This window comes from Streptomyces sp. NPDC058295 (assembly GCF_042880655.1).
GTDB classification, from domain to species: domain Bacteria; phylum Actinomycetota; class Actinomycetes; order Streptomycetales; family Streptomycetaceae; genus Streptomyces; species Streptomyces coriariae.
This window is the reverse complement of the sequence record NZ_JBHVYO010000010.1, coordinates 1-18,375: the sequence shown is the minus strand read 5'-3', so window position 1 is coordinate 18,375 and position 18,375 is coordinate 1. Positions and strand designations below refer to the sequence as shown.

At 73.2% G+C, this 18,375-nt stretch carries 17 protein-coding genes; 1 reads left to right on the top strand and 16 read right to left on the bottom strand.

Annotation, left to right across the window (positions count from 1 at the left end):
* Positions 1-133 precede the first annotated feature (133 nt).
* The 16 genes from ACFVYS_RS12835 to ACFVYS_RS12760 form a co-directional block, all read right to left on the bottom strand.
* Complete coding sequence (locus ACFVYS_RS12835) at positions 134-811, bottom strand: response regulator (RefSeq protein WP_389501495.1); 678 nt, start codon at positions 809-811, stop codon at positions 134-136.
* Positions 808-2,274: a sensor histidine kinase gene (locus ACFVYS_RS12830; protein ID WP_389501798.1), complete on the bottom strand. Its 1,467-nt coding sequence runs from the start codon at positions 2,272-2,274 to the stop codon at positions 808-810. Before ACFVYS_RS12830 ends, ACFVYS_RS12835 begins: the two co-directional genes overlap by 4 nt.
* Before the next feature lie 10 nt (positions 2,275-2,284).
* Positions 2,285-3,505 carry an acyltransferase gene (locus ACFVYS_RS12825; RefSeq protein ID WP_389501493.1) on the bottom strand — a complete coding sequence of 407 codons (1,221 nt, stop codon included), beginning with the start codon at positions 3,503-3,505 and terminating at the stop codon, positions 2,285-2,287.
* Between the two features lie 52 nt (positions 3,506-3,557).
* A complete protein-coding gene (locus tag ACFVYS_RS12820; RefSeq protein WP_389501491.1) occupies positions 3,558-4,568 on the bottom strand; it encodes an alpha/beta hydrolase in 1,011 nt (336 codons plus the stop codon).
* Positions 4,569-4,734: 166 nt separating this feature from the next.
* A complete protein-coding gene (locus ACFVYS_RS12815) occupies positions 4,735-5,619 on the bottom strand; it encodes an alpha/beta hydrolase (RefSeq protein WP_389501490.1) in 885 nt (294 codons plus the stop codon).
* Between the two features lie 271 nt (positions 5,620-5,890).
* Positions 5,891-7,093, bottom strand: a complete 1,203-nt coding sequence (gene kynU, locus ACFVYS_RS12810) for a kynureninase (protein WP_389501489.1) — start codon at positions 7,091-7,093, stop codon at positions 5,891-5,893.
* Complete coding sequence (locus ACFVYS_RS12805; RefSeq protein ID WP_389501487.1) at positions 7,086-7,931, bottom strand: tryptophan 2,3-dioxygenase family protein; 846 nt, start codon at positions 7,929-7,931, stop codon at positions 7,086-7,088. Before ACFVYS_RS12805 ends, kynU begins: the two co-directional genes overlap by 8 nt.
* 160 nt (positions 7,932-8,091) lie before the next feature.
* Complete coding sequence (locus ACFVYS_RS12800) at positions 8,092-8,505, bottom strand: DUF3151 domain-containing protein (protein WP_389501486.1); 414 nt, start codon at positions 8,503-8,505, stop codon at positions 8,092-8,094.
* Between the two features lie 80 nt (positions 8,506-8,585).
* Positions 8,586-10,109 (bottom strand): MFS transporter, encoded by a 1,524-nt coding sequence (locus ACFVYS_RS12795; protein ID WP_389501484.1) that lies wholly within the window; start codon positions 10,107-10,109, stop codon positions 8,586-8,588.
* A gap of 116 nt (positions 10,110-10,225) precedes the next feature.
* Positions 10,226-11,257 (bottom strand): class II fructose-bisphosphate aldolase, encoded by a 1,032-nt coding sequence (gene fbaA / locus ACFVYS_RS12790; RefSeq protein WP_389501482.1) that lies wholly within the window; start codon positions 11,255-11,257, stop codon positions 10,226-10,228.
* Positions 11,258-11,422: 165 nt separating this feature from the next.
* A complete protein-coding gene (gene pyrE, locus ACFVYS_RS12785; protein ID WP_389501481.1) occupies positions 11,423-11,971 on the bottom strand; it encodes an orotate phosphoribosyltransferase in 549 nt (182 codons plus the stop codon).
* A gap of 37 nt (positions 11,972-12,008) precedes the next feature.
* A complete protein-coding gene (locus ACFVYS_RS12780; protein WP_389501479.1) occupies positions 12,009-12,806 on the bottom strand; it encodes an aldose 1-epimerase in 798 nt (265 codons plus the stop codon).
* Positions 12,807-12,910: 104 nt separating this feature from the next.
* Positions 12,911-13,777, bottom strand: a complete 867-nt coding sequence (locus ACFVYS_RS12775; protein WP_389501477.1) for an SRPBCC domain-containing protein — start codon at positions 13,775-13,777, stop codon at positions 12,911-12,913.
* 97 nt (positions 13,778-13,874) lie between these two features.
* Positions 13,875-15,521, bottom strand: a complete 1,647-nt coding sequence (locus ACFVYS_RS12770) for a polyamine aminopropyltransferase (RefSeq protein ID WP_389501475.1) — start codon at positions 15,519-15,521, stop codon at positions 13,875-13,877.
* 95 nt (positions 15,522-15,616) lie between these two features.
* Positions 15,617-16,171, bottom strand: a complete 555-nt coding sequence (locus tag ACFVYS_RS12765; protein ID WP_389501473.1) for a DUF2617 family protein — start codon at positions 16,169-16,171, stop codon at positions 15,617-15,619.
* Between the two features lie 409 nt (positions 16,172-16,580).
* On the bottom strand, positions 16,581-16,868 hold the full coding sequence (locus ACFVYS_RS12760; RefSeq protein WP_389501471.1) for a hypothetical protein: 288 nt from the start codon (positions 16,866-16,868) through the stop codon (positions 16,581-16,583).
* A gap of 140 nt (positions 16,869-17,008) precedes the next feature.
* Between ACFVYS_RS12760 and ACFVYS_RS12755 the strand changes: the two genes are divergently transcribed.
* Positions 17,009-18,205: a pyridoxal phosphate-dependent aminotransferase gene (locus tag ACFVYS_RS12755; protein WP_389501469.1), complete on the top strand. Its 1,197-nt coding sequence runs from the start codon at positions 17,009-17,011 to the stop codon at positions 18,203-18,205.
* The last annotated feature ends 170 nt before the right edge of the window (positions 18,206-18,375 follow it).

Here is an 18,375-nt window from a genome sequence, read left to right as displayed (position 1 = left end):
ACCAGTGAGAGGGGTTCGTGCGGATCCCTCTCAAGTACTACGGGTCCGACGGGGAGCCACCCGGAGCCACCGGGGCACCGCCGGCCGGGGTCGCCGGGGCACCGCCGGCCGGGGTCGCCGGAAACGGCACCGCTCAGTACCCCGACGGTCGCACCAGGCCCGACTCGTACGCGAACACCGCCGCCTGGGTGCGGTCCCGCAGCCCCAGTTTCACCAGGATGCGACCCACGTGCGTCTTCACGGTCTGCTCGGCCACGAAGAGGTGGTCGGCGATCTCCGCGTTGGACAGGCCCTGCGCGATCAGGGTGAGCACCTCCGTCTCCCGCTCGGTGAGATCGCCGACCCGCTCCTTCAGCGGGGCTCTGGGCTTGCCGTCGAGACGGGAGAACTCGGCGATCAGCTTGCGGGTGATGACGGGCGCGAGCAGGGCGTCGCCGGCCGCCACCACCCGGACCGCCTCGGCCAGCCGGTCCGCGGAGGCGTCCTTCAGCAGGAAGCCGGACGCCCCGGCCCGCAGCGCGTCGTACACGTACTCGTCGAGGTCGAAGGTGGTGAGGACCAGTACCTTGATGTGCGGGTGCGCGAGGGTGATGCGGTGTGTGGCCTCGATGCCGCCGAGCTCGGGCATGCGAATGTCCATCAGGACGACGTCCGGGGCGAGTTCGTCGACCTTGGCGACGGCGTCCAGGCCGTGCACCGCCTGCCCGACCACCTCGATGCCCGGATGGGCGTTGAGCAGCACGGTGAAGCCCTGCCGGACCATCTCCTGGTCGTCGGCGATCAGTACGCGGATGGTGCCGCCGGTCGTCATGGGGTTCCTTCTCCTGTCGGGGGCGGGGCGCCCATGTCGTGCACGGCGTCCGTGCCGTCCCTGTCGTGCACGGCGTCCGTGCCGTCCCTCTCGTCCATGTCGTCCGGGAAGACGAGTTCCAGGCCCTCGGGGGTACCGGGATCGGCGTCCGAGCCGTCGCCGGGCGTCGCCGCGCCGTCCCGTGGGAGGAACGCCGACACCGCGAAACCGCCGTGCAGGGTCGGACGGGCGCTGACGTGGCCGCCCAGCATCACCGCCCGCTCGCGCATTCCGAGCAGGCCGTGCCCCGCCCCCGAGGAGGACGGTACGGGTTCACGCGGGCGGGAGTTGGTGACCTCCAGGTACAGGCCCCGGGCATGGTGGCCGACCTCCACCCGCACCTGGGAGCCCGGCGCGTGCCGCAGGGCGTTGCTGAGCGCCTCCTGCACTATCCGGTACGCCGACAACTGCACGCCCGGCGGATACACCGGCGCCTCGCCCTCGACGGCGGCGACCACGTCCAGTCCCGCGGCCCGGGTGTTCTCCATGAGGGCGTCGAGGCGGTCGAGGGTGGGCTGCGGTGTGTCCGGGGCGGCTCCGGTGCCGGCCGCGCCTAGTCCGTAGGGGTCCTCGGGGTTCTCCGAGCGCAGCACCCCGAGCACCCGGCGCAGTTCGGCGAGCGCCTCCAGGGCGTTCTTGCGGATGCCGGCGAGGTTCTCCTTCAGTTCCTCGGACGGGTTCTCCACCAGGTGCGGGGCGACCTGGGCCTGGATGGAGATCACCGACATGTGGTGGGCGACCACGTCGTGCAGTTCGCGCGCGATCCGGTTGCGCTCCTCCAGCAGCGTGCGGCGGGAGCGTTCCTCGGCGGTGATCGTCTCCTGTTCGACGAGCTGGGTACGGGCCTCGCGGCGGCCACGCAGGGCGCTGCCGAGGAGGACCACGACCGCGAACACGATCACCGCCGACGGGCCGCTCGGCGCGTAGTTGGCGGCGCCGATGAGCCCTTCAAGGACGTAAGTGACCAGCGCGGTCAGGCCCAGCGCCGCAACAGAGGCTCGGGTGGGTACGCGCAGCGACAACAGCAGCAGCACCATGGCGTGGGCGATCAGACCCGGTACGCCCCAGGGCCAGGAGGCGCCGGGCTCGGCCTGACCCGACATCAGTTGGGAACGCGCGCCCAGGGCCACGACCACGGTGACCCCCGTCGAGAGCCACCAGGCGGGAACCGGCCGCCGCAGGGCCAGCACCACCGCCGCGCCCTGTGCGGCGGCGCAGATCAGAGCGTAGTTGGCGCCCTGCCGGTATTCGTCGGTGATCTGAGCCGCGCCGGCCAGCACGATGGCGATGCCGACCAGCATCACATGCCAGTGCGGCAGGCGGCGCAGCAGCACGAACGGCGGCAACGGTGCCGGCCGGATCGTCCACAGGTCGTCCCGCAGCACCCGCAAGCCCACGGTCAGCCACTCCCCCACGCCCTTCATCCGCACCACCCTAGACACGCCGCGTCTCCCGCGGCCCCGTTGTTTTCCCCCGGTGTCCGACGCGCACCACGCGTGACCCGGCCGGCTTCCTCCGCGCGGGCCGGCTTCCGCCCCGCTCGAAGGCGTGGAACGCCGCCCAGCACACCCCCAGCGCCAGGGCGAAGACCGGCAGCCACAGCAGCCGGGCCGCCACCCACCCCAGCCCTTCGGGGACCGTGTGCAGGCCGGGCAGACGGCCCGCGAACAGGCCCGTCGCGGTGGTCGCCATCATGGCCGTCTGGTGCCAGAGGAACACCGTCATCGCCGAGAGGTTGACCAGCGCGACCGCCGCCCAGGTCAGGGGCCCGCGCATGGCCCGGCGCAGCCGGTCGCGCAGCAGCAGCGCCAGTCCGCACTGGGCGAGACCGAAGGTGACGGCGGCCAGCGTCGGCGGGTTGAGGTTGGACACCGCCGCGCCCGGCACACCCACCATCGACGCCGGATATCCGGCCCAGCCGACGAGCAGCGCCGTCGCCACCGCCCCGCCGACCAGCAGCAGCCGGCCCGCGCGGGGCCGCTCCAGCTCACCGCGGGTCCAGGCCGCGCCGACGGTGTACGGCACCAGCCAGCCCGCCACCACGTTCACCCAGCCCAGCCAGGACGGGCCGCCCAGGCCGAAGCGCACCAAATCCACATGGAGGACGACGGCCAGCGGCCACAGCGGGTTGAGCCGGACCAGCAGCGGGGTCGCGGCCGTCAGCACGGCGAAGACCAGCAGGAACCAGAGGGGAGACAGCGCCAGTTTGACCACGGTGTGCACGGTGACGAAGGACGCGCCGCCGAACAGGAGGCCGACCGCGGCGACGATCCACACGGCCGACAGGGCGGCGACCGGGACGAACAGCCGCGCCAGCCGGCTTCCGAGCCATGCGCCATAGGTCCCGCCCCGCGCGCGGGCCGAGACGAGGCTGCGGGTCGCCACATGGCCGCCCACCATGAAGAACACCGCGAGGGTCTGGAACATCCACGACACCGGGGCCAGCCAGGGCATCGGCCCCAGCGGGCTCGCGGCCCGCAGGGTTCCGCCGTCGGCGACGAGCGCCGTCACCAGCCAGTGGCCGAGGACGACACCGAGGATCGCCAGTGCCCGCAGGGCGTCCACGGCCCGGTCGCGCTGCGGCGGCGTCGCGGCGTCGATCCGGACGGCGGCCCGCCGTATCCCGAACAGCGCCCGCCCCTGTGACCCAGGCACCGGTGCCGCACCCTCTCGTGTCTCACGCACCGCTGCCGCACGCTCCCGTGTCTCACGCACCGGTGACCTCCGAGGTCTCGCCGAGGACGATCCGGGCGATGTTGGCCAGGGAGGGCGAACCCGGCCTGAAGTAGTCGCTGTGGCCGCCGGGGCCCGCCGCGAAGACATGGGCGCCGAACGACGGGGACAGGGGATCGGTGCCGAAGCCGACCGTCGTGCCGAACAGGTCGGCGCTGACGTGCGGGACGTCGGCCACCCAGTCGTCGGCGCCCCTGGCCGCCCAGATCCGCGCACGGGTGCGCAGGTCGGCCGCCGACACCGCACCCGTGCCCGGGCTGCCGAGGAGGACGAGATCCGTCACGTCCAGGTGCGGGGCGGCGCGGCCGCAGACCACCGTGCCGTACGAGTGGCACAGGAGGGTGAACCGGGAGCCCGTTGCGGTGACGGAGCGCAGTTCGCGCAGGAACTCCCGCAGGTCCGGGGCCGCTTCCTCGGCACGGTCCGGGGTGATCACGGTGGCGCTGATCGTGCCGGGGGTGGTGTAGCCGAGCCAGGCCACCACCGCCGTACGGGAGCCGGCGGCCGACTGTCCGGAGAGGCGGTGGTGCAGTGCGGCCGCTCCCGCGCGAAAGCGCCCGAAGGTGTCCAGCGAGGTGTCGGAGCCCGGTACGAGGACGGCGACACGCTCGGCGTGTGCGAGGTCCCCGAACACCTCGACCGCCCGGCCGGAACCCCGGCCGTCGAAGGAGAGCAGATTGCGGGACGGGGCGGCCAACTCCCGTTCGGCGTCGGCACGGTGGCGGTCCCCGTGGGCGGCGGCCATCCGGGACGCCAGTGCGACGTTGGCCCGGTTGGCGGCGTACGCCTGCTCCAGTGTCGCCGCCGTCGGCGGGGCGAGGGCGGCGGGGGCCGGGGCAGGGATCCGCGGCCGGGCCGCCGCCGCGGTGAGGGGGACGACCACGGCGGCGGTGACGAGGACGGCCGACAGGGCGCGGAACCAGTACCGCACCCCACGCGTTTCCCTCGCACGGCGCCACCGCCCGCGAAAACGAAGCTCCGCCATCCCGCCCCTCCCCCGCCACAGCGCCCGGCCATCGGGCCTTACTGGCTTGGAAGTTACGGATCGGCGCTCGTCGTTCGCGTCCCGCTGAGGAGCTCTTCTTCGACGTAGCTCTCAGGTACTACGGGTACGACCTAGGGGACTTCACGCGGCCGGACCGGGGTCACGGCTACCACGCCAGTTGCGCGATCTCCTCCGCGACCACCGCGCACGCGTCCGCCGCCGGGTCGATCAGCGGGAAGTGGCCGACGTCCTCCAGAAGGGTCAGACCCACCACCTCCCCCGCCTTCGCCGCCGCGTCCGCGTACGCCTCGGCGACCGCCTGCGGGACGACCAGGTCGGTGCGGCCCTGGACCAGGGTCGTCGCGACACCGGTCGGCAACAGCAGCGCGGGGTCGGCGTACGGCCGTCGCTCGCCGAACTGCTCTTCTCCGCCCAGGAGTTGATGGACCGCTCCGCCGCACATGTCCAGCTTCTCGGCGACCGCGAAGTCGGCGATCGGGGCCAGCGCGACGACGCCCCGCAGCGAGGCGGAGCCCCCGGTGCGCCAGGGTGCGTCGGCGGGCAGGACATGCCGGGACGCCGCCCACAGCGCGAGGTGGCCGCCCGCCGAGTGACCGGTGAGCACCGTACGGCGGGCGTCGGCCTGCGGCACGGCCTCCCGGACCAGGGCGGGGAGCGCGTCGAGGGCCGCGGCGACGTCGTCGAAGGTGTCCGGCCAGCGTCCCGCGATCAGGGATGTCCCCTCCGGGTTGGGGCTGTCGGCACCCCGCCGGTACTCCACGTTGGCCACGGCGAAGCCGCGCTGCGCCAGGTAGTCCGCGAAGGGCGTGAGGTGCCGCCGGTCGTACGGCGCCCGCCAGGCCCCGCCGTGCAGCACGACGACGAGCGGGACGGACCCGCCCGGGCCGACCTGTGCCCGCGGGACGTAGAAGTCGATCACCTGGTCGGGGTGATCGCCGTACGCCGTGGTGACGTCGGGCTCGACGGGCGGATGCGCGAAGGCCGACGCCTCCTCGGCGGCGGCCCGGGCTGCGACAACGTCGTCCGGCATGCTCCAACCTCTCAGCGGCGAAAAGGATTTGGCGGACCAGATGAGAATTCGGCCGTTGGCCGGGACGGTATCAGGCCCGTGACGTGCGCGGACACGCGGATGTCACGCACGGTGAGAGGTAACCGGTCCAGATAAACGGTTCTGCTGTTCCGCCGTCCCGCCGGGCCCGACCGCCGGGAATCCCCCTGGGCGTACCCAGGGGTACGCCCGGGGGACCCGGCCCGTTCAGCCGACCGGGTCCGGCTGCCGGATCCGCCGGCCGGCCGCCGGGTCAGCCCAGTTCCTCCGCCAGCACCCGCGCCGCCCGCTCCACGTCCGCGAACCCGACGTACAGCGGGGTGAAGCCGAAGCGCAGGACGTCCGGGCGGCGGAAGTCGCCGACGACCCCGCGCCCGATCAGCCGCTTCATGACCTCGCCGGCGTCCTCGCAGCGCAGCGCCACCTGGCTGCCGCGTTCCTCGTGACGGACCGGAGTCAGCGACTCGACCCGCCCCTCGGGGACGTACGCGGCGACGCATTCCAGGAAGAAGTCCGTCAGGGCCAACGACTTCGCCCGCACCGCCTCGACCGAGACCCCGTCCCAGACCTCGAGCGCCGCCTCCAGGGCGAGCATCGACAGGATGTCCGGGGTGCCGACCCGCCCGCGCGGGGCACCTGCCGCCGGCTCGTACGTCTCCCGCATACCGAAGGGCTCGGCGTGCGAGTTCCAGCCGGGCAGCGGTGAGTCGAACCGGTCCTGGAGACCACGGCGGACGTACAGGTACGCCGGTGCGCCCGGTCCGCCGTTGAGGTACTTGTAGGTGCAGCCGATCGCGAGGTCCACGCCGTGCTCGTCGAGGCCGACGGGCAGGGCGCCCGCGCTGTGGCACAGGTCCCAGACGGCGATCGCGCCGGCCGCGTGCACGGCGGCGGTGAGCGAGGGCAGGTCGTGCAGCCGCCCGGTGCGGTAGTCGACGTGGTTGAGCAGCACCGCGGCCGTACGCTCCGACAGCGCCGCCGGCACCTCGCCCGGTGTCACCGCACGCAGGGTGCGGCCGGTGAGACGGGCCGCGGACTCGGCGATGTAGCCGTCCGTGGGGAAGGTCGTCGCGTCGACGAGGATCTCGTCGCGGGCGTCGTCCACCAGGCGTACCGCTCCCACAAGTGCCTTGAAGACGTTGACACTCGTCGAGTCGCCGACCACGATCTGGCCGTCCGCCGCGCCCACCAGCGGGGCGATCAGGTCGCCGATCCGCTCGGGCGCCGTCCACCAGCCGCTCTCGTCCCAGGAGCGGATCTTCAGCGCGCCCCACTGACGCCGTACGACGTCCTCCACATGCCCGGGGACGGACCGCGGCAGCGCGCCCAGCGAGTTGCCGTCGAGGTAGACGCCGTCGTCGAGGAGGAACTGGGCGCGCTTGCCCGCCAGCTCGTCGCCGCCGTCCAACTCCTTCGCTCTGAAGGCGAGTTGCTCGAATCCGGGGCGCTCAGGCATGGGACCTGGCCGTCCACAGCTCGGGGAACACGTTCTTCTGCGCGCGCTTCTCCAGCCAGGCCACGCCGGCCGAGCCGCCCGTGCCGGCCTTCGCGCCCATCGCGCGGCGGGTGGCGACGAGGTGGTCGTTACGCCAGCGCCACACCAGCTCGGCGACGTCCGTCAGCGCCTCGCCGAGGCGCGCGATCTCGTCACCCTCGTCACCCGCGTACACGGCCGTCCAGACCGCCTCGACCTCCGCCGAGGGCTCGTACCGGCGCGAGATGTCACGCTCCAGGACGGCCGACGGGATCGCGTGACCGCGCCGGTCCAGCAGCCGCAGCACCTCGTCGTACAGGCTCGGCTCGTGCAGCGCCTTCTCCAGCTCCGCGTGGACACGGGGCGCGCCGCGGTGCGGGACCAGCATGGACGCCGACTTCTCACCGAGCAGGAACTCCATGCGGCGGTACATCGCCGACTGGAAGCCGGAGCCCTCGCCGAGCGCGGAGCGGTACGAGTTGAACTGCGCCGGGGTCAGCTGCCCGAGCGGCCGCCAGGACGCGTTCAGCGCGTCCAGCTCGCGGACGGAACGCTTCAGCGCGTCGATCGCCACCGGCACCCGGTCCTGGCGGAGCGACTGCGCGGCGGTCTCCCACTCGTGCACGATGACCGTGAACCACAGCTCCATGACCTGGGTGGTGACCAGGAAGACCATTTCTCCGGGATCGTCGGAGAGGGTGTGCTGGAGGTGGGTGAGCACGTCCGCCTTGACGTAGTCCTCGTACGGCGTCGTGCCGGCGAAGTCGAGATGCGGGGTCTCGGGCTCCGAAGCCTCTTGGGGCTGAGCCTGCTGGGACATCGCTGTCTCCTGATGTGTACTCCGGGTAGCGGTCCGCCCCTGCCGTTACCGACACGGGGGCCCCGGTCCCCACCGGCACATACTGCGCAATGGTGTCCCAAAAACGCAAGGCCCGCCTGGTCACACCAGACGGGCCCCGCAAGGACACACAGGTGGACGGCTAACCCAGGGTCTGGGCCGCCGTCGGCGAGGAGTCCTTCAGGAACTGCGAGCAGCGCTCCCACTCCGCCTGCTCGCCGATCGTCTGCGCGGCGCGGGCGAGGCCGTGCAGGGCACGCAGGAAACCGCGGTTCGGCTCGTGCTCCCACGGCACCGGGCCGTGGCCCTTCCAGCCGTTGCGGCGCAGGCTGTCCAGGCCGCGGTGGTACCCCGTACGGGCGTACGCGTACGACTCCACCACGCTGCCCCGCTCGAACGCGTCGTCGGCGAGCTGGGCCCAGGCCAGCGAGGACGTCGGGTACTTCGCGGCGACGTCGGCGGGCGCCGTGCCGTTCGCGAGGAGCTCGCGCGGCTCGGGGTCGTCGGGGAGGTGGGTCGGGGGCGGTCCCCCGAGGAGGTTTTCGTGAATGGACATGCGTCCAGTCTGCGCCATCCGCGGGCCCTCGGCCCCGGCCTACCGGGGAAACCCGGACAGCCGTCGTGCCCGGGACGCTTCTAGGACAGCCGCCCCTTCGTCCGCTCGCCCTCCAGCGGCGGCGCCAGCACGCTCCCGTGCGTCCTGCACTCCGGCCTGCGGCAGTCCGGGGCCGGGCGGCGCACCGTCGTGAAGGCGACCACCGCGCCCACCACCAGCACCCCCGCGCACAGCACCATGGCCCGCTGGAACGCGTCGTCGAAGGCGGTGGCCGAGCGGTACGCCTCCGAGCTCATCCCGGTCAGCAGGGGCAGCGCGGCCACCGCGACGAGACCGGCCGCGCGGGCCGCCGCGTTGTTGACGCCGCTGGCCACCCCGGCCCGGGTGACGTCCACGGAGGCCAGCACGGTCGCGGTGAGCGGGGCGACCAGCGCGACCATGCCGAAGCCCAGCACCAGGACGGCGGGCAGGACGTCGGTGGCGTAGGACGCGCCGGGCCCGACCCGCAGCATCAGGAGCATCCCGGCGGCGCACAGCAGCGGGCCGACGGTGAGCGGGAGCCGCGGCCCGATGTGCTCGGCCAGTTCACCGGAGCGCGCGGACAGCAGCAGCATCAGCACCGTCGTCGGCAGCAGCGCCGTACCGGCCCCGAGGGCGGACCAGCCGACCACGACCTGGAGCTGGACCGCGGACAGGAAGAAGAACCCGCCGAAGGCCGCGTACACGCACAGGGTGACCAGGTTGACGGCCGTGAACTGGCGGGACGCGAAGATGTCGAGCGGCAGCATCGGGTCCGGGTGGCGGTGCTCCACCGCCACGAAGGCGACCCCGGCGACCAGTCCCGCGACCGCCGCCCCCGTGACGACCCCTACGGGTCCGCTCCGGGCCTCGATCAGCGCGTAGGTGACGAGGGCGAGCGCCAGCGCGCCCAGGAAGGCGCCCAGCACGTCGAAGTGCCCGTGCGGACGCCCTGCCGCGCCCTCGGAGGCGCCCCCGGTCGCGGTCGTGGTCGAGCGGACGGGCCGCCCGTCCGACTCCGGTACGTGCCGCAGCGCCACCGGCACGCACACCACCGCCAGCGGCACGTTCAGCAGGAACACCCACCGCCAGCCCGGACCGTCCACCAGCCAGCCGCCCAGGAAGGGCCCCACGGCCGCCCCCATGCCTCCGAACCCGGACCACAGGCCCACCGCCCGCCCCCGGTCCTCGGGGTGGAAGGAGGCCTGGATGAGCGCGAGGGAACCCGGCGTGAGGAGCGCGCCGCCGACCCCCTGCAACGCCCGGGCGGCGACCAGCACGCCCGCGTTCGGGGCGATCCCGCACAGCAGCGAGGCGACGGCGAACCACACCACCCCCACCACGAAGACCTTGCGCCGCCCGTAGTGGTCGCCCAGGGAGCCGCCGAGCAGGATCAGCCCGGCCAGCGTCAGGAGATACGCGTTGACGGTCCACTGGAGGGCGGCCAGGTCGGCGTCCAGGTCGCGGCCGATGCGCGGGAGGGCGACGTTGACCACCGTCGAGTCCAGCAGGGCCATGCTGGAGCCGAGCACGGTGGTGAGCAGGATCCACTTGCCCTGCGGCGAGGCCAACCGGACATCAGGCATGCCCCCAGGTATACAGCGAGCCCGGCGCCGTAGACAGACGCCGGGCTCACCCGTACCCGTAGTACCGCCGGGGGATCTCCAGAGGTCCGGAGGTACTCCCGAGGTGCCTTCGGGGACTACTTGATCTTCTGGCCCGCCGCACGCAGGTGCTGCGTGGCCTCGAGGACCCGCGCGGCCATGCCCGCCTCGGCCAGCTTGCCCCAGGTCCGCGGGTCGTAGGTCTTCTTCGAGCCGACCTCGCCGTCGACCTTCAGGACGCCGTCGTAGTTCTTGAACATGTGGTCGGCGACGGGACGCGTGAAGGCGTACTGCGTGTCCGTGTCGAGGTTCATCTTGACGACGCCGTTGTCCAGCGCGGTCGCGATCTCCTCCGCGGTGGAACCCGAGCCGCCGTGGAAGACGAAGTCGAACGGCTGGGAGCCGGCCGGCTTGCCGTACTTCGCGGCGACACCCTCGTTCAGCTCCTTGAGCAGGTCGGGGCGGAGCACGACGTTGCCCGGCTTGTACACGCCGTGCACGTTGCCGAAGGACGCGGCCAGCAGGTAGCGGCCCTTCTCACCCAGACCCAGAGCCTCGACGGTGCGCACCGCGTCGTCGACCGTCGTGTACAGGGAGTCGTTGATCTCGTGGGAGACGCCGTCCTCCTCGCCGCCGGTCGGGGTGATCTCCACTTCGAGGATGATCTTCGCGGCGACGGCGCGGGCGAGCAGCTCCTGCGCGATGGCGAGGTTGTCGGCCAGCGTCTCGGCGGAGCCGTCCCACATGTGCGACTGGAAGAGCGGGTTGCGGCCGGCCTTCACGCGCTCCTCGGAGACCGCGAGCAGCGGACGGACGTACCCGTCGAGCTTGTCCTTCGGGCAGTGGTCCGTGTGCAGCGCGACGGTGACCGGGTACTTCTCGGCGACGACATGGGCGAACTCGGCGAGGGCGACCGAGCCCGTCACCATGTCCTTGCTGTACTGGCCGCCCAGGAACTCGGCGCCACCCGTGGAGATCTGGATGATGCCGTCGCTCTCCGCCTCGGCGAAGCCGCGCAGTGCCGCGTGCAGGGTCTGCGTCGAGGTGACGTTGATGGCCGGGTAGGCGAACTTGCCTGCCTTCGCCCGGTCGAGCATCTCGTTGTAGACCTCGGGGGTTGCGATGGGCATCTGTCCGCTCCTTGGTATCTGCGGGTTGGCGATCTGTCGATCTGCGTACTACGGCCCTGACCTAGACCTGGGGTGCGACGTCATCGTCGGCCCCATCTTTCCAGACCTGGGCGAATGGTCCATGCCTGGTCCACGCCCCGGTCAAGTGCAGGTCAATACGGCCCGTCAGTCCAGACCCAGTTCATCCTTCGAGAAGGCGAACAGGTACGGCACGCCCGCGCCCGCGCGGATCTTCTCGTCGGCGCCGGTCGCCCGGTCCACGATCGTCGCCACGGCCACGACCTCGGCACCCGCCTCGCGGACGGCCTCCACCGCGGCGAGCGGCGAACCGCCGGTGGTGGAGGTGTCCTCGACCACCAGGACGCGCCGGCCCTTGATGTCCGGGCCCTCGACCCGCCGCTGGAGCCCGTGCGCCTTCGCCGCCTTGCGGACGACGAAGGCGTCCAGCTTCTTCCCGCGCGCGGCGGCCGCGTGCAGCATGGCGCCGGCCACCGGGTCGGCGCCCATGGTCAGACCGCCCACCGCGTCGAAGTCGAGCTCGGCCGTCAGATCGAGCAGCACCTGCCCGACCAGCGGAGCGGCCTCCCCGTCGAGGGTGATGCGGCGGAGGTCGATGTAGTAGTCCGCCTCCAGACCCGACGACAGGGTCACCTTGCCGTGCACCACGGCCTTGTCCTTGATCTGCTGCAGCAGCGCGCCACGTACGTCCGTCATGCCGCCCAGCTTAGAGGCGAAGCCAGGAAGGCCGAGCTCAGAGCCGGGTCCAGTGCCAGGCGGTGGTCGCCTCCAGCGGCTCCAGGGGCGTGACCAGGCGCGGAAGCGTGTTCAGGCCGTCGGGCGGGCCGGTCTGCGGCTCCACGCACACGGCCGTCTCCTGCTCGTCGTAGACGACGACCCACTCCTCGGGGCTGGTCACCTTCAGCTCCAGCCGGCCCGGCCAGGTGAGGCCGACGGCGACACCGCCGGGCATGCCGAAGCAGTCGTCCCAGGGGCCGGGCTTCGGCTCGATCCGGTTGCCGGTCGGCAGATGGTCGTCGCCGCGCTCCTCCTGCCACGCCGGCTCGAAGGAGACCCGCACGTCCTGGTCGTCCGGGCCGCCGAGGTTGCGGTTGAACCAGGGGTGCCAGCCGATCTGCGCCGGGAAGGACGAGCCGTGCGTCTCCACGGCCATCGCGAGGGTCAGGGTGTCCTCGGTCAGCGTGACCACCTGGGTGACCCGGCCGGGGTAGGGCCAGGGTTCCACCAGGTCGTACGTCAGGACGACCTCGTCGGCGGTCCGCCGCGCCACCTTCCAGGCACCGTCGCGGACGGTGCCGTGGATGGCGTTGGGCGCGGCGTTGAGGGGCATCTGGCGGACGGTGCCGCCGTCCCGGAAACGGCCGTCGCGGATCCTGCCGCACCAGGGGACCATCGGGAAGCACCCGAAACGCTCTCCCTGGCGCAGCAGTTCGAGGCCGCCGACGCGCAGCCCACCGACCCGGCCGCCGTTGCCCGGCTGCACGGTCACCTCCGCGTCGCCCGCGGTCAGCGTGATGTCTTCGTCACTCACGGGACGACCCTACTGGGACGGTCCGACCGGCGCGGTGGCGGACCGGCCGAGATGCCGGGCGAGGCACCGGGCCGCGTGGTCGGACCGCGTGGACGTGTCGGTCCTCAGCCGCGTCGGCGCAGCGCCCTGCCCACCACGATCGCCGACGCCACGACCAGTGCGGCCGCCGGAGCGGCCCATCGCAGCGTGCTGTTCGGTACGACGGTCTGCGGGGCCGGGACCGGCGCGTAGCGCCCGCGCGGCGGGGCGTGGTCCACCTCCTCGGCGCTGCGCCCGATCATCGTCCGGCGCGCGTGCGCGGCCTCGGCGGGCGGCTCTCCGGGCCCCGCGAGATCCTCGAGCCCGGCGGGCGACACCTCCGCCTCGAAGACGGTCCCGGGGACCGATGGCGCGTCGACGTCATCGACGTCATCCACCTCGTCGCCCGCGTCGACCTCATCGCCCGCGTCGACGTGATCGGCGGCGTCGTCCAGGGCGTCCGCATCCCCGGCTTCCCCGGCTTCCGCCGCCTCTGCCGCTTCCCCTGTTTCCGCTCTTCCCGCTGTTTCGGCTGTTTCCGCGGCCAGGTTCGCCGCGAAGCGGTTCAGCAGCCGGGCGACCGCCGAGTCCACCGCCTCCGACGGCAGTTCCGCGATCCGGCCGTCCGCCGACGCCGTCCCCTCGAAGCGGAGTGTCGTGCCCGCTTCCGTCTCCCGCAGCCACAGCGTGAGGATCGGTTTCACCACCCCGCTGCCGCGCACCTCGGTCGCGTCGCCCTCCACGGCGTACGCACCGTCCTCGCGCGGGGAGACACGCAGGGCACCCCGGTACGTGATGGTGTGCCCGCCGACCCGCACCTTCAGCCGTCCCGCGACGGGCTCGGTGCCCGCGTCCTGCTGGAGCCCGGGGACCGCCCGGGCCACCTGCGCCGGATCTGCGAGAGCCGCTCTCAACCGCTCGGCCGGAACCGGAACGAACACCTCTTGCTCCATGACATCGGAGCCTACCCAGCAGGTACCGGAAAGCACCCGGCGAAACCGGGATTCGGCTCCGCCCGGCCCCGGCCGGTGATACGCCCCCGGCGCCGGGTCAGTACCGCGGGTGCACCAGCGTCGAGGGCCGCAGCCCCGTCACCCGGGTTGCCTCCGCCGCCCGCGCGTCCGCCGTCAGCTCCGCCTGGGTCAGCGTGCGCGGCGGCCGCTCGTGCGGGTCGAGGCGCAGCGGCGGGCGGGTGTCGGCGGTGGCCAGGACGAAGCCCCAGTCGCGGGGCGCCCGGGAGCCGCCGGCGGTGTCGGGACCCGCGGTGCGGCCGGCGTCGCGGCCGTCCACGCGGTAGGCGGCGGTGTGCAGGCCCGCCGCGCGCATCGTCGCCTCGACCGTCCAGAACGCGCGCGGCCGGCCGGCGACCGGGCCGGCGTGCACGACGAGGCGGCCGCCCGGGGCGAGGGTGCGGCGGGCGAGGCCGTAGAACTCCTGGGAGTAGAGCTTCGTGCTCGCCGTCATGCCGGGGTCGGGCAGATCCGCGACGACCACGTCGTACGTCGCCGGAGCGGCCCCGCGCAGCCACTGGAAGGCCTCCTCCGTGGCGACGTGCGCGCGCGGGTCGCCGAAGACGTGGTCGTTGAGGCGGGACAGGCCCGGGTCGGTGCGGGCCAGCCGGACCAGGCCGGGGTCGAGTGCGACGATGTCGGCGCGGCGCACGCCGGGGTGGCCGAGGACCTCGCGGGCGGCCAGGCCGTCGCCGCCGCCGAGGATCAGCACGCGCGCGTGGGGGCCGCTCATCGCGGGCCGGACCAGGGCCTCGTGATACCGCCGCTCGTCGTGACCGGCGAAGCGGAGCCGGCCGTCCAGATAGAGGTCGAGGGGCCGGCCGTCGGTGCCGCCGGTGAGGACGATCTCCTGGAAGCCGGTCCGCACCGCCACGCGCACGTCGTCGCCGTACACCGCCTGCCGGGCCGCCCGTTCGAAGTCGTCGACGAGGACGGCGGCGGAGGCGAGGACGCCGAGGACGGTGATGTTGGCGACGAGCAGCAGACAGCGGGCCCGGCAGGTGAGGTCGCGCCGGAACAGGCCCAGGACCAGGGCGGCCCCGGCCACCACGTTGACCCCGCCGGTCAGCAGGGAGCTGGTCAGCTGGCCCAGGAAGGGCAGCAGCAGGAACGGGAAGGCGAGGCCGCCCACCAGCGCGCCCACGTAGTCCGCGGCGAACAGGTCGGCCACCGCGCCGCCCGCGTCCTGGCGGCGGATGCGCTGGATGAGCTCCATCAGGAGGGGCACCTCGGCGCCGATGAGCACGCCGATGGCGAGGGAGAACGCGACGAGGAGCACACGGGAGCCGTGGGCCCACACGCCGCCCCAGTCGCCGGTCCAGGCAAACACCGCGTAGAGCGCCATGGCACTGCACCCGCCGACCAGCGCGAGGGTCGTCTCCAGGGCGCCGAAGCCGGCGGCGGCGAACCGGCGCAGCCGTTTGGCGGCGAGGGAGCCGATGCCCATCGCGAAGACCATGACGGACAGCACGACGGAGGCCTGGGTGACGGAGTCGCCCATCAAGTAGGAGGCGAGGGCGACGAGTTCCAGTTCGTAGACGAGACCGCAGGCCGCGCAGACGAAGACGCACGCGAGGACCAGGAACCGCCCGGTGGCCGGCCGGACGGGGAGCCGCGCGGGCCCCGGCGGGGGCGGCTTCCGGTCCGGTCGGACACCGGGCGGGGCCGGTGCGTGCGGTTCGATCACGACTGCGACGTTACGTCACGGCATGGTTGCCCTTCGTCACCCACACGTGTGGAATCCGAGGCGTTCGCGCAACGGACGTTTGGGCCGCCGGTGCCTCAGGCTCCCTGGGCGGAGGCGCTCACGGACAGGCCGGGATCGCCCGACCGGACCCGGACACCCACCCTCGTCCTGGTCGCCACCAGCTGTCCGTCCTGCGGGTAGGCGTGCCAGGTGCGCCAGTGCACCTGGCCGTCGCTGCGGTGGGCGAGCAGGGCGGTGAAGGCGTGCGGGCTGCCGGGGAAGACGCCGGCGAGGCCGTGCGGGTGCTCGGAGACTAGGGCCAGGAGTTCCTGGGCGCGGCCCGCGAACTGGCCGGGCGAGAGCTCCTCGACGCGCGCGGCGAACTCGTACTCCCAGTCGCCGACCCGCTTGGCGACGCCCAGCGGGAGCGGGGTGCTGCTGCCGGGGATGCAGGCCACCGTCTCGGAACAACTGCCCTGCTCCTCCTCCAGCAGCACCTGGTGCGAGGCGCCGAGCAGTCTCAGCTGCAACCTGGCAGCGGACAGTTCGAGGTCGAGTGTGGCGAGGGCGGGCAGCGGCTCCCGCCCCAGGGCCCAGGCGAGATCGGCCGCGCGCGTGTCGGTGTAGGAGGTGTTCAGGGTGGTGAGCATGGATCGGCTCCGCGGAGACGCAAAGAGAGGAGGGGGCAGGTCGGCGCACCCCGGTCGAAGCCGGGAGAACGGCCCCGGTCGGCCCGGTCCGGAAGGTCGTCCGCACGGGACGTCCGAAGGGGTCCGAGGGGCTGCGTGGTCGTCTAGAGGGAATCATGAACTGCGGTGTCTCCACAGCGTTTTTACCCAACTTCGTGGGGTTTCCATCCCTCGGGGGGTCCACAGCTCAATTGTTCAACTATGGCGTACCCCAGGCGGCCCAGGCGTGCATCCGCGCGCCCCACATGAAAGGGGCGCGCGCGGGTAGACGATGCGGCCGCCCCGACCGTGCGACCGCGGAGCCCGTGGGTCGGCTCGGGCCCCGCGGTCCGGATGCGGCTCCCCCCGCGGGGAGCTCAGCTGCCCCGTGTCAGCTGCCTCCGCCGCATCCGCCGCCTCCGCCGCAGGACGATCCGCCGCCCCCGCAGGACGACCCTCCGCCGCAGGAGTGGCCTCCGTGGTGACCGCCGTCGGAGCCACCGTCTCCGCCGCCGGCCCACCAGCTGCCACCGCCACCGCCGGCCGCGCTGCCGCCGGCGCTGTAGCGGCGCGGTCGGCCGCCGCGGTACGACCTCGCGGCGCCGCGAGTGCGGACGCCTGCCAGCAGGGCCGCCACGAGCACGATTCCGATCACCGCCAGGATGATGCCGAAGACCATGGCGTCACCCTCCTTCCGTGTCCCCCGAAGCGGCCCCCCGTGGGCGCCTCGCGTGGTGTCTGAGCGCCACGTGCACGGGGGATGCCCGCCTGTCTCATCTGCCAAAGCAGAGTTGAGGAACTCCAGAGCTTCGGCGCAGGATGACGGGCATGACCTCCACCGCGCGCCCCTTCCTCAACCGCCGTCTCGCCGAGTTCGGGACGACGATCTTCGCCGAGATGTCCGCCCTGGCCGCGACGACCGGCGCGATCAACCTGGGGCAGGGTTTCCCCGACACCGACGGCCCCGAGGAGGTCCGCGAGGCGGCCGTGCGGGCGCTGCGGGACGGGCGCGGCAACCAGTACCCGCCGGGCCCCGGTGTCCCCGAGCTGCGCACGGCGATCGCCGACCACCAGCGCCGCCGCTACGGCCTCTCCTTCGACCCGGACACCGAGGTCCTGGTCACCGCGGGCGCCACGGAGGCCATCGCCGCCACCCTGCTCGCGCTGCTGGAGCCCGGCGACGAGGTCGTCGCCCTGGAGCCGTACTACGACTCCTACGCGGCCTGCATCGCGATGGCGGGCGCCACGCGGGTGCCGGTCACCCTGCGCCCGGACCCCGAGCAGGCCCGTTTCCGCCTCGACCTGGACGAGCTGCGCGACGCGGTCACCGGGCGCACCCGGCTGCTGCTGATCAACACCCCGCACAACCCGACCGGCACGGTCCTCACCCGCGAGGAGCTGACCGCGATCGCCGAGCTGGCGGTGGAGCGGGACCTGCTCGTCGTGACCGACGAGGTGTACGAGCACCTGGTGTTCGACGACGCCGAGCATGTGCCGCTGGCGACGCTGCCCGGGATGCGGGAGCGGACGGTCACCATCGGGTCGAGCGGCAAGACGTTCTCGTTCACGGGCTGGAAGGTCGGCTGGGTCACGGCCTCGCCCGGACTGGTCACGGCGGTGCGCTCGGCGAAGCAGTTCCTGACGTATGTGTCGTCCGGCCCGTTCCAGTACGCGGTCGCGGAGGCGCTGGCCCTGCCCGACAGCTACTTCGCCGACTTCCGCGCGGACATGCGGGTCAAGCGCGACCTGCTGGCGGCGGGGCTCGCGGACGCGGGCTTCGCGGTCTTCCGCCCGGCCGGCACCTACTTCGTCACCACCGACATCCGCCCGCTCGGCGAGTCCGACGGCTTCGCGTTCTGCCGCTCGCTGCCCGAGCGGGCGGGCGTGGTCGCCATCCCGAACGCCGTCTTCTACGACCACCGCGAGGAGGGTGCGCCCTTCGTACGGTTCGCGTTCTGCAAGCGGGTGAGCGTGCTGGGGGAGGCGGTGAGCCGCCTGAAGGTACTGGCCGGCTGAGGCGCCGGCCGAGCCGGCCCCTCCGGGGGTGGGCGCCGACGCGAGCGGGCGCCGACGCGAGCGGGGGGCCCCCCCCCCCCGGGGGGGCGGGGCCCCCCCGGCGGGGACGCGGGGGGGGGCGCGCTGGGGGGCGCGGGCCCCCCCCGCCCCGGCCGCCGCGGGTAGGCCGG

Coding starts and splice junctions, on each gene's coding strand:
- ACFVYS_RS12835 (WP_389501495.1), bottom strand. CDS start 811: ATGACGACCGGCGGCACCATCCGCGTACTGATCGCCGACGACCAGGAG.
- ACFVYS_RS12830 (WP_389501798.1), bottom strand. CDS start 2,274: ATGAAGGGCGTGGGGGAGTGGCTGACCGTGGGCTTGCGGGTGCTGCGG.
- ACFVYS_RS12820 (WP_389501491.1), bottom strand. CDS start 4,568: ATGGCGGAGCTTCGTTTTCGCGGGCGGTGGCGCCGTGCGAGGGAAACG.
- ACFVYS_RS12815 (WP_389501490.1), bottom strand. CDS start 5,619: ATGCCGGACGACGTTGTCGCAGCCCGGGCCGCCGCCGAGGAGGCGTCG.
- kynU (WP_389501489.1), bottom strand. CDS start 7,093: ATGCCTGAGCGCCCCGGATTCGAGCAACTCGCCTTCAGAGCGAAGGAG.
- ACFVYS_RS12805 (WP_389501487.1), bottom strand. CDS start 7,931: ATGTCCCAGCAGGCTCAGCCCCAAGAGGCTTCGGAGCCCGAGACCCCG.
- ACFVYS_RS12800 (WP_389501486.1), bottom strand. CDS start 8,505: ATGTCCATTCACGAAAACCTCCTCGGGGGACCGCCCCCGACCCACCTC.
- ACFVYS_RS12795 (WP_389501484.1), bottom strand. CDS start 10,109: ATGCCTGATGTCCGGTTGGCCTCGCCGCAGGGCAAGTGGATCCTGCTC.
- fbaA (WP_389501482.1), bottom strand. CDS start 11,257: ATGCCCATCGCAACCCCCGAGGTCTACAACGAGATGCTCGACCGGGCG.
- pyrE (WP_389501481.1), bottom strand. CDS start 11,971: ATGACGGACGTACGTGGCGCGCTGCTGCAGCAGATCAAGGACAAGGCC.
- ACFVYS_RS12775 (WP_389501477.1), bottom strand. CDS start 13,777: ATGGAGCAAGAGGTGTTCGTTCCGGTTCCGGCCGAGCGGTTGAGAGCG.
- ACFVYS_RS12765 (WP_389501473.1), bottom strand. CDS start 16,171: ATGCTCACCACCCTGAACACCTCCTACACCGACACGCGCGCGGCCGAT.
- ACFVYS_RS12760 (WP_389501471.1), bottom strand. CDS start 16,868: ATGGTCTTCGGCATCATCCTGGCGGTGATCGGAATCGTGCTCGTGGCG.
- ACFVYS_RS12755 (WP_389501469.1), top strand. CDS start 17,009: ATGACGGGCATGACCTCCACCGCGCGCCCCTTCCTCAACCGCCGTCTC.